Source organism: Hansschlegelia beijingensis, assembly GCF_014196425.1.
GTDB lineage: Bacteria > Pseudomonadota > Alphaproteobacteria > Rhizobiales > Methylopilaceae > Methylopila > Methylopila beijingensis.
In genome coordinates this window covers 51,317-65,882 of the sequence record NZ_JACIDR010000001.1, presented here as the reverse complement: position 1 = coordinate 65,882, position 14,566 = coordinate 51,317, and the positions used below count along the sequence as shown (strand labels likewise).

Sequence of the window (14,566 nt, the reverse complement as noted above, 5' to 3'; positions counted from 1 at the left end):
ATCTCGGCGCGCCCGCGGGACGCGCCCGTCAACGCAAGGACCTCCCAATGAGCCAGCCCGACTACGTCGTGAAAGACATCTCCCTCGCCGATTGGGGCCGCAAGGAGCTCGCGATCGCGGAGACCGAGATGCCCGGCCTGATGTCGGTGCGTGAGGAATACGGTCCGTCGCAGCCGCTCAAGGGCGCGCGCATCGCCGGCTCGCTGCACATGACGATCCAGACCGCGATGCTGATCGAGACGCTCAAGGCGCTCGGCGCCGACGTCCGCTGGGCCTCGTGCAACATCTATTCGACGCAGGACCACGCCGCCGCCGCGATCGCGGCCTCCGGCACCCCCGTCTTCGCCGTCAAGGGCGAGACGCTTGAAGAGTATTGGGAATACACCCACCGCATCTTCGAGTGGGCGGACGGCGGCACGCCGAACATGATCCTCGACGACGGCGGCGACGCCACCCTGCTGCTCCACCTCGGCAAGCGGGCCGAAGAGGGCGACACGAAGTTCCTCGACGGCGCGACCAATGAGGAGGAGGAGATCCTCTTCGCGGCGATCAAGAAGCGCCTCAAGAGCCATCCGGGCTGGTACACGCGGAACGCCCTCGCGATCCGCGGCGTGACCGAAGAGACCACCACGGGCGTCCACCGCCTGTACGACCTCGCGCGCAAGGGCGAGCTGCTGTTCCCGGCGATCAACGTCAACGACAGCGTCACCAAGTCGAAGTTCGACAACCTCTATGGCTGCCGTGAGTCGCTCGTGGACGCGATCCGCCGCGGCACCGACGTCATGATGGCCGGCAAGGTCGCCATGGTCGCGGGCTTCGGCGACGTGGGCAAGGGCTCGGCGGCTTCGCTGCGCAACGCCGGCTGCCGCGTGATGGTCTCGGAAGCCGACCCGATCTGCGCGCTTCAGGCCGCGATGGAAGGCTACGAGGTCACGACCATGGAGGACGCGGTGACCCGCGCCGACATCTTCGTGACCGCGACCGGCAACATCGACGTCATCACCGTCGACCACATGCGCGCCATGAAGGACCGGGCGATCGTCTGCAACATCGGTCACTTCGACAGCGAGATTCAGATCGGCGCGCTGAAGAACTTCAAGTGGGACAACATCAAGCCGCAGGTCGATGAGGTCGAGTTCCCGGACGGCAAGCGGATCATCGTTCTGTCCGAAGGCCGCCTGGTGAATCTCGGCAACGCCACCGGCCATCCGTCCTTCGTGATGTCGGCGTCGTTCACGAACCAGACGCTGGCGCAGATCGAGCTCTACGCCAACAACACCAACGGCCGCTACGCCAAGCAGGTCTACACCCTGCCCAAGACGCTCGACGAGAAGGTCGCCGCGCTTCACCTCGGCAAGATCGGCGTCAAGCTGACCAAGCTGTCCGAGAAGCAGGCGCATTACATCGGCGTTCCGAGCGAAGGGCCGTTCAAGCCCGAGCACTACCGGTACTGAGGCGCCACGGGCGGCGATTTTCGCCGCCCGTTCCCGTTCCGGACTCTTGGGGCGGGGCCTCGGCCTCGGCTAACTTCAAGGTGATTCGGGACGGGCGCCGTCGGGGGCGAGGCGCCTGAAGGCGGGAGCGGCGACGCTCTTCCGTCGTCGTCGGGGGCTTCGCCACATGTCCGAACGGTTGCGGCCACGCGCCGCTCTTCCGACGGCCGCATCAGCAGCCGTCGGCGTTTTGATTCCCGGGCACGCGCAGGCCGCAGCGCTGGGCGCGCCCGAAACCGCCGCGCTGGCGCTGTTCGTCGGCTCGGCGCTCGCCGCCGTCGTCAGCTCCGTCCTGCTGGTGCGGGCCCGCCGGCGGATCGCCGAGACCCGCGCCGAGGCCGACGCCACCATCGGCGAACTGCGCGCCCGCCTCGATCTCGCTGAAGTGCTCGCCGCCGCGGACGTCCAGGCCATCGTGATCTGGCGGGCGGGCGCACGCGATCCCGAGATCGTCGGCGACGCCTCGCGGCTGCCCGGGGCCCCCGCCGGAACCCGCCTGCTGGCCTTCGGAACCTGGCTCGACGCGTCCTCCGCGCGAATGATCGACGGCGCCGTCGAGGCGCTGCGCCGACGCGGAGAGCCGCTCCGCCTGATGCTGCGCACCGCGCGCGGCGCGCATATCGAGGCCGACGGCCGCGCCATCGGATCCGCCGTGATGCTGCGGCTGCGCGACGTCACCGGCGAACGGCTGGCGCGCGCCGAGACCGACGCCAGGAACGCCGAACTGCACGCCGCGCTCGGGCGGTTCACGGCGCTCGCCGAGGCGCTGATCCACCCCGTGTGGCTGCGCGACGAGAGTGGGCGGCTGATCTACGCCAACGAAGCCTATGGCAAGGCGGTCGAAGCGCTGGACGGCCGCGCCGCGGTCGAGCGCGGCGCCGAGTTCCTCGATCAGAACGAGCGGGCGGCGGCGCGGCGCGCGAACGACGCCGGGCAGGTGTTCCGCAAGCGGGCGCCTGCGGTGTTCGCCGGCGCCCGGCGCATCTTCGACGTGGTCGAGGCCCCGGCGGCGTTCGGCTCCGCCGCGATCGCGACCGACGTTTCCGAGCTCGAGGACGTGCGCGCCGACCTGTCGCGCCAGATGGACGCCCATCGCCGCACGCTCGACGAACTCACCACGGCGGTCGCCATCTTCGGGCCCGACGGCGCGCTCGTCTTCCACAACCAGGCCTACCGCCAGCTGTGGTCGCTGGACCCCGCCTTCCTGGAGACCTCGCCCAGCGACGCCGTGATCCTCGATCGCCTGCGGGCGGACCGGAAGCTGCCCGAGCAGGCGGACTTCCGGACCTGGAAGGCCCAATTGCACGAGGCCTACCGGGCGATCGAAGCGCGCGAGCACTGGTGGCATCTTCCGGACGGCCGCACCTTGCGCGTGGTCGCGGCCCCCAATCCGCGCGGCGGCGTCACCTATCTGTTCGACGACGTCACCGAGCGGCTGGCGCTCGAGAGCCGGTTCAACGCGCTCTCCAAGGTGCAGCGCGAAACCATCGACCATCTGCAGGAGGCGGTCGCGGTGTTCGGCTCGGACGGCCGGCTGCGCCTGCACAACCCGGCCTTCCAGGCGCTCTGGGACCTCTCCGAGGAAGAACTCGCCGAGCGCCCGCACGCCGACCAGATCCTGACCGCGTGCGGCGCCCGCCACGCCGACGCCGAGCTCTGGCGCCGGCTCAAGATGGCCATGACCGCGATGCCGGACGAGCGCCAGCCGCTGACGGCGCGCATCGACCGCGCGGAGGGCGCGGTGATCGACGTCGTGACGCTCCCGCTGCCGGACGGCGGCACGCTCGCGACGTTCACGGACGTCACAGCGCGGGTGAACGTGGAACGCGCGCTGCGCGACCGCGCGGAGGCGGTCGAGGCCGCCGCCCGCCTGAAGGCCGACTTCACCAGCCACGTCTCCTACGAGCTGCGGTCGCCGCTCACCAACATCATCGGCTTCGGCCAGTTGCTCGGGGACCCGCGGCTCGGCGCGCTCAGCCCCAAGCAGCGGGAATATGTCGATCACATCCTGTCGTCCTCGTCGGCGCTGCTCGCCATCATCAACGACATTCTCGACCTCACCACGATCGACGCCGGGGCGATGGAGCTCGAGCTCGGGCCGGTGAACGCGCGCGACGCGATCGACGGCGCGGTGGAGGGCGTGCGGGACCGCCTCGCCGAAGCCGGTCTCGGGCTCGAGATCGACGCGCCGCCGAGCGTCGGGACCTTCGTGGCAGACGGCAAGCGCGTGCGCCAGATCCTGTTCAACCTGCTGGCGAACGCTATTGGCTTCTCAAAGCCCGGCCATGCCGTCAGGGTGAGCGCGGAGCGTACGCAGGACGCCATGATCTTCAGGGTCGCGGACAGGGGCAGCGGCATCTCGCCGGAGCTCGCCGACAAGGTGTTCGACCGGTTCGAAAGCCGCACCGCAGGGGCCGCGCATCGCGGCGTCGGGCTCGGCCTGTCGATCGTCCGCTCCTTCGTCGAGCTGCATGGCGGCTCGGTCGCGCTGGACTCCAGGATCGGAGAGGGCACGGTGGTGACCTGCCGCTTCCCGCTCCGCGCCATCAACTCCGAGGCCGCCGAATGAGAGGTCCCGCCGCGCGCACCAGGACGGCGCTGCAGCCCGAAACCATGAACGAGGCGCGCTGGGACGTGGCGCTCCCGGACGAGGCCGCCACCGCGGCGCTCGCCGCGGTCGTCGCCCGCGCGCTGAAGCCCGGCGACCTCATGACGCTCTCGGGCGAACTCGGGGCCGGCAAGACCACCTTCGCGCGGGCGCTGGTGCGGGCCCGCGCCGGCGACCCGGAGCTCGAGGCCCCGAGCCCGACCTTCACCCTGCTCCAGACCTACGACCTGCCGCGCGGCGTGATCGTCCACGCCGATCTCTACCGTCTGTCCGGCCCTGAAGAGCTCGACGAACTCGGCTGGGAGGAGGCCGGCGAAGACGCGATCGTGCTGGTCGAATGGCCGGACCGGCTCGGCGCCGAGCTGCCGCCGGACCGGCTCGACCTCGAGCTGGACCTCGGCCCCGATCCGGCGGCGCGCCGCGCCCGCCTCACCGGCCGCGGCGGCTTCGCCCCCCGGCTGGCCCGGCTCCGCGACGGTCAGAAGTTCCTCGAAGGCGCCGGCTGGGCCGCCGCCGCGCATGACCACATCCAGGGCGACGCCTCCAGCCGGCTCTATGAGCGGCTGACGCTCGACGGCCGCACCGCGATCCTGATGGACTCCCCGCCGCGTTCCCCGGGGCCGATCGTGCGCGACGGCAAGACCTATGCGCAGCTCGCCAAGCTCGCCACCGACGTCAGGCCCTTCGTGGCGGTCGCGAACGGGCTGAGGGCGCTCGGCTACGCCGCGCCCGAGATCTACGCCTCCGACGTCAGGACCGGCTTCCTGCTGGTCGAGGATCTGGGCGTCGAGCCGGTGGTGGCGCTCGATTCGCCGATCCCGGGGCGATACGAGACCGCCGTCGACCTGCTGGCCGACCTGCACTGCCGGCCGCTTCCGACGGAGCTGCCGGTGGGCAAGGAGCTCTACCGCCCGCCCTTCTACGATCTCTCCGCCTTCCTGGCCGAGAGCGACCTGCTGAACGAGTGGTACCTGCCGCACGTCACCGGATCCGCTCCGGAGCCCGAGGCGCGCCAGGCGTTCCGCGAGCTCTGGGCGGCCGCGCTGCAGCCGGTGCTCTCCGAGCCGCTGACCTGGACGCTGCGCGACTATCACTCGCCGAACCTGACCTGGCGGCCGGACCGCGAGGGGCTGAAGCGCCTCGGCCTGCTGGACTTCCAGGACATGGTGCTGGGCCCGCCGGCCTATGACGTCGTCTCGCTGCTGCAGGACGCGCGCGTCGACATGCCCGAGCAGCTCGAGATGACGCTCGCGGCGCGCTATCTCGCAGGGCGGCGCGCGGCCGACCCCGCCTTCGAGCCGCGTCAGTTCGCCCGCGCCTACGCCACGATGGGCGCGCAGCGCGCGACCAAAATCCTCGGCATCTTCGTCCGGCTCGCGAAGCGCGACGGCAAGCCCGGCTACCTGAAGAACATTCCCCGCGTGCGGCGGGCGCTGGCCACGAACCTCGCCCATCCGGACCTGGCCGAGCTCGCGGCCTGGTATCACGCCCATCTGGGGGTGACGGAGGACGCGGCGTGACGCCCGTGACCGACGCGATGGTTCTCGCCGCCGGGCTCGGGACGCGGATGCGCCCGATCACCGACACGCTGCCGAAGCCGCTCGTCCGGGTCGGCGGCCGGACGCTGCTCGATCATGCGCTCGACGGCCTGGCGCGCGCCGGCGTGCAGCGGGCGGTGGTCAACGTCCATCATCACGCCGATCAGGTGGAGGCCCATCTGACCGGCCGCCGCACGCCGCACGTCGCGATCTCGGACGAGCGGTCCGGGCTGCTCGATTCCGGCGGCGGGGTCGCGAAGGCGCTGCCGCTGCTGAACGGCGAGGCGTTCCTGATCCTCAACGCCGACACTTTCTGGATCGACGGCGCGAGTTCGAACCTGAAGCGCCTGATGGCGCACTGGGACCCGGCGCGCATGGACGCGCTGCTGCTGGTCGCCGCCCTCACCGGCAGCGTCGGCTTCGACGGCCCGGGCGATTTCAGCTTTACGCCCGACGGCAAGCTCAGGCGGCGGCCGGAGCGGCAGGTCGCGCCCTTCGTCTATGCGGGCGCCGCCGTGATGCCCCGCGCGGCCTTCGCGGACGCGCCCGACGGCCCGTTCTCGCTGAACCGGCTATGGGACTCCGCGATCGCGAAGGACCGCCTGTTCGGTCTGCGGCTTGACGGGCTGTGGCTGCACGTCGGGACGCCCGAGGCGATCGGCGAGGCCGAGCAGGCGTTCACGCTGTCGGCCGCCTGACCTTCCGCTGACCCGTGGCGGCCGCCGCGCGCTATCCTGCGCGGATGGCCGATTCGCGCGATCCGAACGTCCTGACGATCCCGGCCGGCGCGCCGTTCCTGCCGACCCTCGTGCGGGGGCTGCTGGACGGCGAGCTGATTCCGGGCTTCGCGCCGCGCGACGATCCGATCGCGCTCGCGGGCGCGACCATCTTCCTGCCGAGCCGCCGCTCCGCCCGCGCGCTGCGCGACGCCTTCCTGGCCGAACTCGACGGGCGCGCCACCCTGCTGCCGCGGATCGCGCCGCTGGGCGACGTCGACGAGGATCTCAGCCTCGCAGAGCCGCTCGACGCCCAGGAGGCGGAGCTTCCGCCCGCCGCCGCGCCGCTCGAGCGGCGGCTCGTGCTGGCGAAGCTGGTGCTGCGCTTCGCGGACGCGCTCGACCGGTCGGTCCTGTCGCTCGCGGCGGACGACGGCCCGCTGATCCCCGCGACCGCCGCGGACGCCATCCATCTCGCGGGCGACCTCGAGACGTTGATCGACGCCGTCGAGACCGAGGAGATCGACCTTGCCGGCCTGTCGCAACTGGTGCCCGGCGAGCATGACCGTTACTGGGCCATCACCCAGTCCTTCCTCCAGGTGGCGCTCGCGGCGTGGCCCGGACATGTCGAGGAGCGCGGGCGGCTCGACCCGAGCCGCAGGCGACGGCTGCAGCTCGACGCCGCCGCGCGGCGCGTCGCCGACGGCGCGGCCCCTGTGATCGCCGCCGGCTCGACCGGCACCGCGCCCGCGACCCGTCGGCTGATCGCGTCGATCGCCCGCCACCCGCTGGGGGCGGTCGTGCTGCCCGGCCTCGACACCGACGGCCTCGACGAGGCCGGCTGGGCCACCCTGCTCTCCGGCGATGGGCCGGGCCTCTACGGACACCCCCAGCGAGGCCTCGCGCGGCTCGTCGAGGCGCTCGGCCTCGCCCGGCGCGCGGTGCGGACGCTCGGCGCGCCGCCTCCCGCGCTCGGCGCGCGCGCCCGGCTGGTCGCCGACGCCCTGCGGCCGGCCGAGACCACCGACATGTGGGCGAACAGCGGCAGGTCCGCGGCGGAGATCGAAGGCGCGCTTGCGGGCGTCACGATCGTCGAGGCGCCGCATCTGCGCGGCGAGGCGACCGCGATCGCCGTCGCGCTACGCGAGGCGCTGGCGACCGCGGGCAAGACCGCCGCGCTGGTGACGCCCGACCGCGACCTCGCCGCGCGGGTGGCGGGCGAACTCGAGCGTTGGGGCGTCACGATCGACGACAGCGCCGGCGCGGCGCTCGCCTGCACGCCCGCTGGCGCGCTGCTCCGGCTCGCGGCCGAGACCGCGCTCGACCTCCGGCCGGAGGCGATCCTGACGCTGCTGCGCGCGCCCGCCTCGCGGCTCGCTTCCGCCGCCGGCCTTTCGCCGCGCGCGCTCGACTTCCTGGACGCCTGCGTCCTGCGGGCGCCGCTGCCGGGCGCGGGCTTCGCAGGGCTGCGGGCCGGCGTCGAGGGACATTCCAACCCCCGCAGCGCAATCCCGAAGCGCTTCGGCGCTGCGGATCGGGCCGAGGCCGCCGCGCTGGCGGACAGGCTGGAGGCCGCGCTCGGGCCGCTCGCGGCGCTGGCCGCGGAGCGCGCCGTGGCGTTCGGCGCACTCGTGGATGCGCTCGCCTGGGCCTACGCGGCGCTGTCCGAGGGGGCGGAAAGCGACGATCACGCCGCCGCTTCGGCTTTCCTGGAGGAGCTTTCAGACGCCGCCGGCGAGGCCGACCCGCTCGCGCCGGGCGCGTTTCCGGGCGTGCTCGACGCGCTGATGGCGGGCCGCGTCGTGCGCCCTCCCCGCGACCGTCATCCGCGCCTGCGTATCCTGGGCCCGCTGGAGGCCCGCCTGCTGCGGTTCGACCGGGTCGTGCTGGGCGGCCTCAACGAGGGCGTGTGGCCGCCCGTCCCGCAGGCCGACCCGTGGATCAACCGGCCGTTGCGCGCGCTCCTCGGCCTGGCGCCGCCGGAGCGCCGCATCGGCCTTTCGGCTCACGACTTCTCCCAGGGGCTCGGCGCGGCGGAGGTCGTTCTCACCCGCGCCGCCAAGGTCGGCGGCGCCCCGACCATCCCGTCACGGTGGCTGCAGCGCATCGCCGCGGTGGCGGCCGGCCCGGCCCATCAGGCGGCCCTCGAACGCGGGCGCCAGCTGGTCACGCTCGCGGAACAACTCGGCCACGCGGAGCGCGAGCCCGCGCCGCGGCCGCCCGAGCCGCGGCCGCCGCTCGAGCTCAGGCCGAGCCGCATGAGCGTCACCTCGGTGGAGACCTGGCTGCGCGATCCCTACGCGATCTATGCCCGCCACATCCTCGATCTCGAGGAGCTCGGCGCCGTCGGGCCGGAGCCCAACGCGGCCGATCTCGGCAACGCGATCCACGGCGCGCTGGAGCGCTTCGCCAAGGCGGGCTTCGCGCTCGACGCGGCCGACGCCCGGGAGCGGCTGCTGGATTTCGGGCGCGAGGCCTTCGGGGCGCTGCTCGAGCGCGAGGACGCCAGAACGCTGTGGTGGCCGCGCTTCGAGCGGATCGCCGACTGGACGCTCGCCTTCCACCGCGGCCGCGCCGAGAGGGTCGAGACGTCCCACGTCGAGAAACGCGGCGAGATCCGTTTCGAGACCGCCGCCGGCCGGAGCTTCAGCCTGAGCGCCCGGGCGGACCACATCGACGCGCTGAAGGACGGCACATTCGCCTTCCTCGACTACAAGACAGGCGCGGTCCCGGGCCTCAAGCAGGCTCTCGCGGGCTTCGCGCCGCAGCTGCCGCTGGAAGGCGCCATCCTTCAGGAAGGGGGCTTCGCGGACGCCGCGGCCAAGGGCGCGACGGTGAGCGAGCTCGCCTTCGTGAAGCTGATCGGCCGCGACCCCGCCGGCGAGTTGGTGGAGATCCGCGGCGAGACCGAAGCGCCCGAGGAGATCGCCGCCAAGGCGCTCGACCGCTTCCGCCAGGTGGTGGACCGCTTCGAGAACCCGGACGAGCCCTATCGCTCGCTGTCGCATCCCAAGTTCCTCGCCCGGCCGGAAGGGCCTTACGGCCACCTCGCCCGCGTCAAGGAATGGTCCGCGACCGGCGGCGCCTCGGAGGGCGACGGCGAATGAGCGGTCCGAGCGCCGAAACCCTGACCCGGCAGGCCGCGGCCTCGGATCCGCGCAGGTCCGCCTGGGTCTCGGCCAACGCCGGCTCCGGCAAGACCTACGTGCTGGTGCAGCGTGTCGTCCGGCTGCTGCTCGCCGGCGCGGAGCCGTCGCGCATCCTGTGCCTGACCTTCACCAAGGCGGCGGCGGCCAACATGCAGAACCGCGTGGTCGAGCGACTGCGCGGCTGGGCGACCGCCTCCGACGCCGCGCTTGCGGCGGAGATCGGCGCGCTCGAGGGCCAGCGGCCGGACGCGGCCCGCCTCGCCCTCGCCCGCAAGCTGTTCGCGCGCGCGCTCGAAACCCCCGGCGGCCTCAAGATCTACACGATCCACGCCTTCTGCGGCCGGCTGCTGCACCAGTTCCCGTTCGAGGCGAACGTGCCGGCGGGCTTCGCGGAGCTCGACGACCGCGATCAGGCCGAGTTGATGGCGGAGGCGCGCGCGCAGGTGCTGGGCCAGGCCGCGCGGCGGCCCGACGGAGCCGTCGGGCGGGCGCTCGGCTACCTTGTGGCCCGGTTCGGCGAGCAGACGATCGACGACGCGCTCTCCGGCGCCGTGGCGGAGCGGGACGTGATCCGCAAGCTGTTCACCGGCCCCGGCGGCGTCGGAGACGCTGCGGGCGCGGCGCGCGAGCTGCGGTCGATGTTCTCGCTCGGGCCCGCGGACACTGAGGCGACGCTCGAGGCGGCGATCCTCGGCGACGGCATAGCGGCCTCGGAGTGGCCGGCGCTGGCGGCGGAACTCGCGACCGGCTCCAAGACCGACTGCGACCTCGCCGCAGCCTTCTCGGCGGCCGCGGCCGCGCGCGACGAGGCCGGCCGCCGCGCGGCCTATCTCTGCGTGTTCACGACCTCGACCGGCGGCATGCGCGCCCAGAGCCGGTTCGTCACCGCCGCGACCCGCAAGGCGCGGCCGACGCTCGCCGCCGCGCTCGACGCCGAGATGGCGCGGCTCGCAAGCCTGCTGCCGCGGCTCAAGGCGGCCGTGATCGTCGAGCGCACGCACGCGCTGCTGACGCTGGCGGACGCCGCGATCGAAGCCTATGGCCGCGCCAAGGCCGCGCGGGGCCTGCTCGACTATGACGACCTGATCTCGCGCGCCCGCGCCCTGCTCTCCCGCACGGACGCAGCCTGGGTGCTGTTCAAGCTCGACGGGGGGCTCGACCACATCCTGGTCGACGAGGCGCAGGACACCTCGCCCGCGCAGTGGGACATCGTGCAGCGCCTGACCGAGGATTTCCTCGCCGGCGCGAGCGCGCGCCCGTCGCACCGCACCGTGTTCGCGGTCGGGGACGAAAAGCAGTCGATCTTCGGCTTCCAGGGCGCCGAGCCCGCCGCCTTCGGCGCCACCCGGCGCGCCTATCAGGCGGCGCACCAGACGGTCGAGAAGGCGTTCGAGGACGTTCGGCTGCAGGAGAGCTTCCGCTCGACGGCCGCCGTGCTGAAGGGCGTCGACGCGGTGTTCGCGCGCCCCGCCGCGCATCAGGGGCTGTCCACCGACGAGGCCGTCGGCACGGTGCACTTCACGACGCGGCTGAACGCGCCGGGCTCGGTGGAGGCCTGGCCGATCGTCACCGCCGAGAAGGCCGTGTTCGCCGAGGAGGCGTGGGACGCGCCCTTCGACCGGGTGAACCCGCAGAGCGCGGTGGTGCGGCTTGCGCAGCGGATCGCCGACGAGATCGCCCGCGCCAACCGCGAGGACGGGACGCCGTTCGGCGAGATCCTGATCCTCGTCCGCCAGCGCAAGGCGCTGTTCGAGGCGGTCCTGCGGGCCCTCAAGGCGCGCGGCGTGCCGGTCGCGGGCGCGGACCGGCTGATCGTGGGCGAGCACATCGCGGTGATGGACCTGCTCGCGCTCGGCGACGCGCTGGTGACGCCGGACGACGACCTCGCGCTCGCCTGCGCGCTGAAAAGCCCGCTGTTCGGGCTCGACGACAGCGATCTGCTGGAAGTCGCGCCGCGCCGGCCGGGGCGGCTCCTGGAGGCGCTGCGCGCCGGGCCGCCTCGCGCCAGGGCCGCCTACGAGGCCTACCGGGCTTATGAGGCCGAGGCCCGGGGCCGCACGCCCTTCGGCTTCTTCTCGCATCTTCTCTCGAAGGCCGGCGCGCGGCGCGCCTATCGGGCGCGGCTCGGCCATGAGGTCGACGATCCGCTCGACGCCTTCCTGGACCTCGCCGCCGAGTTCGGCCGCTCGCATCCCCCGACTCTCGCGGGCTTCCTGCGCTGGATGCGGGCGGCGCCGGCCGAGATCAAGCGCGACCTCGACGTCTCGTCGGGCGAGGTGCGGGTCATGACCGTGCACGGGGCCAAGGGGCTCGAAGCCGGTCTGGTGATCCTTGCCGACACTTGCGGCGGCGCCTCGGCCGGTCGCGGCTCGCCGATCATCATGCTGCCGCGTCCGCATGCGGGCCAGGACGCGCCGGAGATCCCCGTATGGGCCGGCCGCAAGGACGACGATCCTCCGGCGCTCGCTTCCGCCCGCGCGGTCGTGGCCGCCCGGGCGGAAGCCGAGCACCGGCGGCTGCTCTATGTCGCGATGACGCGCGCCAAGGACCGGCTGATCGTCTGCGGCCACGAAACGCCCCGCAAGCGGCCCGAGGGCGCCTGGTACGACCTCGTCTGCGACGGCCTCGCGGCGGCGCCGGACGTCGAGCGCATCGAGACGGAAGACGGCGCCGTGCTGCTGCGCCTGAAATCCGGCGAGGCGGCCGAGGCGCCCGCCGCTCCGCTTCCCGAGCGGCCCCGCTCCGAGCCTCCGCCGGCCTGGCTCGCCGAGCCTGCGTCATTCGAGGCCGCGCCGGGCCCGCCGCTTTCGCCCTCGGCGCTGGTGGCCGAGGATGGCGAAGCGCCCGCCTTCGTTCCCGGCCCTGGCGCCGAGGCGGCGCGCCTGCGCGGCGTCCTGCTTCACCGCCTGCTCAAGGCGCTGCCGGAGGTCCCCGAACAGCGGCGGGGGGACGCCGCGGTCCGGATCGTCGAAACCGCGGCGGGCGTCCTTGGGGAGGAGGCGCGCGCCGAGATCGTGCGCGCGGCGCTCGCGGTGCTGGCGGACGAGCGTTTTGCGGAGGTGTTCGCTCCCGGCGGCCGCGGCGAGGTCCCGGTGGTCGGCCGGCTGGCGGACGGACGGGCGGTTTCGGGCCGGATCGACCGCCTGTCGGTCAGCGAGGAGCGGGTGCTGGTGGTCGACTACAAGACTGACCGCGACCCGCCGCCGGCTGGCGAGCCGCCGCCCGGACCCTACGCGGCCCAGCTCGGCGCCTATGCGGAGCTGCTGCGGCAGATCTGGCCGGACCGCCCGGTCCGCGCAGCGATTCTGTGGACCGCGGCGCCGCGACTCGACCTCCTGCCGGAGCCGGGGCCGGCCGCCGCCCAGCTCAGCCTCTCGCTCGGCTGAACGGACTCAGGGCTGCGCCGGGCGCGCCGCCGCCGCGACGGCGCGTTGCTTGACGCTCACGGGGGGCCTCCATACCTTCCGCTGCGAAACAGAGAGGGCGCCGCCGCAAGGCGCGGCCGATCTCACACAGAGGTGCTTTCATGGCCACCGCCAAGATCTCCGACGCCAACTTCGAGCAGGAAGTTCTGAAGTCGGCCGAACCCGTCGTCGTCGACTTCTGGGCGGAATGGTGCGGCCCCTGCCGCGCGATCGCCCCCGCGCTCGAGGAAATCTCGAACGAGATGGCCGGCAAGGTGAAGATCGTGAAGCTGAACGTCGACGAGAATCCCGAGACGGCGAGCCGCTTCGGCATTTCGGCGATCCCGATGCTGATGATGTTCAAGGACGGCCAGCACGTAGCCACGCAGCGCGGCGCCGCGCCGAAGTCGAAGCTCGTCAGCTGGATCGAGACCTCCGTCTGACGGAGCGAGGCGCCTGAGCGCTGTTCATGTCGCTGAAGCTCTCCGGCCCCGGCCGGGGAGCTTTTTCGTTGTGCGAGCGGTCGCTCCCGGGGCGCTCCGCTCATGATGGTCCTGCATGTCGGTCCGCATAAGACCGCGACCACATATCTCCAGGCGAACTTTCATGCGCAGCGGGCGGCGCTCCGCCGGCGCGGCTGGCTCTATCCGGCCACGGGCGAGCGCGTCGGCGTCGCCCACCACGACATCTCGGATCACCGCGAGCACCTGATCGCCGGCCAGGGCTCGGCCCACGCCGACCTGGTCCGCATCGTCGAAGCGTCCCGCAAGGGCCTCGACGTCCTGCTGTCCTCGGAAGGCTTCCGGCGCTGGCGGCCGCGGCACTACGAGGCGCTGCGCCAGATCGCGCAGCCCCATGATCTCCGCCTCGTCTACACGCTGCGCGACCCGGTGAGCGTGATGTATTCGCTCTGGGCGCAGGCGGTGAAGCTCGGCGGGACCGAGGACCTGCCAGGCTGGATCGAACGCCACCAGCGGAAGAACGAGCGGTCGCGGATCCTCAATCCGCTGATCGAGATCGAGCCGATGATGCGGCGCGGCCTGCCCTACAGCTTCCTGCTCTACGACGAGATCGTGCGGCGGAAGCTCGATATCTTCTCGGTGTTCTGCGAGGAGATTCTGGGCGTCTCCGGATTGCAGCCCCGGCGAAAGGCCGACGCCAACGAGCGGCTGCCGATCGAGATGACCGAGTTCATCCGGCTGCTGTCGGCGCGCAGCCTCCACCTGACCGGCGGCGGGGCGCTGAACATCGGCGAGAGCGTCCGCTATCTGCTCTCGGACGAAGAGCGGCGGACGATCGTCGAGACGGTCCGGACAGACGGCGCGGCCGCGCGGCGGACGATCGCGGTCAGCCGCCAGACGCCCGAGTTGCTCGCCCTGGAGGAGCGCCTGCTCCGCGCGCTCTCGGCGCAGATGCGCCCCCTTCCGACAGGCGACAGGATCTTCCGCTCCGAGCCTGACAGCTGGACCTATTACGACGGCGCGGCGCTCGCCGCGACGCCGGCCGTGGCGGAGCTGCTGGAGTTCGCCGCGCGCAAGACGGCGCCCGACGCGCTGCGCCTCCGGCTGGCGCACGGCGCAAAGCGCCTGCTGCAGGGCGGCCGCCGCCTGCGCAAGCGGCTGCTCCCGACGCAGGCGATCTGAGCTCCGCGCGGCGCC

Annotated in this window: 8 protein-coding genes; all 8 read left to right on the top strand. The window is 72.9% G+C overall.

Features of this window, described 5'->3' with window-relative positions; translation table 11 throughout:
* Window positions 1–47 precede the first annotated feature (47 nt).
* The 8 genes from ahcY (at window position 48) to GGR24_RS00215 (ending at window position 14,551) form a co-directional block, all read left to right on the top strand.
* On the top strand, window positions 48–1,454 hold the full coding sequence (gene ahcY / locus GGR24_RS00250; RefSeq protein ID WP_183393298.1) for an adenosylhomocysteinase: 1,407 nt from the start codon (window positions 48–50) through the stop codon (window positions 1,452–1,454).
* A 166-nt stretch (window positions 1,455–1,620) separates the two neighbouring features.
* Complete coding sequence (locus GGR24_RS00245) at window positions 1,621–4,062, top strand: sensor histidine kinase (protein ID WP_183393297.1); 2,442 nt, start codon at window positions 1,621–1,623, stop codon at window positions 4,060–4,062.
* On the top strand, window positions 4,059–5,621 hold the full coding sequence (gene tsaE, locus GGR24_RS00240; protein ID WP_183393296.1) for a tRNA (adenosine(37)-N6)-threonylcarbamoyltransferase complex ATPase subunit type 1 TsaE: 1,563 nt from the start codon (window positions 4,059–4,061) through the stop codon (window positions 5,619–5,621). The genes GGR24_RS00245 and tsaE overlap by 4 nt, the downstream gene beginning before the upstream one ends.
* Before the next feature lie 17 nt (window positions 5,622–5,638).
* A complete protein-coding gene (locus tag GGR24_RS00235; RefSeq protein WP_183394409.1) occupies window positions 5,639–6,337 on the top strand; it encodes a nucleotidyltransferase family protein in 699 nt (232 codons plus the stop codon).
* Window positions 6,338–6,381: 44 nt separating this feature from the next.
* Window positions 6,382–9,462, top strand: coding sequence for a double-strand break repair protein AddB (gene addB / locus GGR24_RS00230; RefSeq protein WP_183393295.1), 3,081 nt, complete (start codon window positions 6,382–6,384; stop codon window positions 9,460–9,462).
* The gene (addA, locus tag GGR24_RS00225; RefSeq protein WP_183393294.1) at window positions 9,459–12,890 is read left to right on the top strand and encodes a double-strand break repair helicase AddA; all 3,432 of its coding nucleotides are present in this window, start codon (window positions 9,459–9,461) and stop codon (window positions 12,888–12,890) included. Before addB ends, addA begins: the two co-directional genes overlap by 4 nt.
* A 140-nt stretch (window positions 12,891–13,030) precedes the next feature.
* The gene (gene trxA / locus GGR24_RS00220; RefSeq protein WP_183393293.1) at window positions 13,031–13,351 is read left to right on the top strand and encodes a thioredoxin; all 321 of its coding nucleotides are present in this window, start codon (window positions 13,031–13,033) and stop codon (window positions 13,349–13,351) included.
* Between the two features lie 102 nt (window positions 13,352–13,453).
* Window positions 13,454–14,551 (top strand): hypothetical protein, encoded by a 1,098-nt coding sequence (locus GGR24_RS00215; RefSeq protein WP_183393292.1) that lies wholly within the window; start codon window positions 13,454–13,456, stop codon window positions 14,549–14,551.
* The last annotated feature ends 15 nt before the right edge of the window (window positions 14,552–14,566 follow it).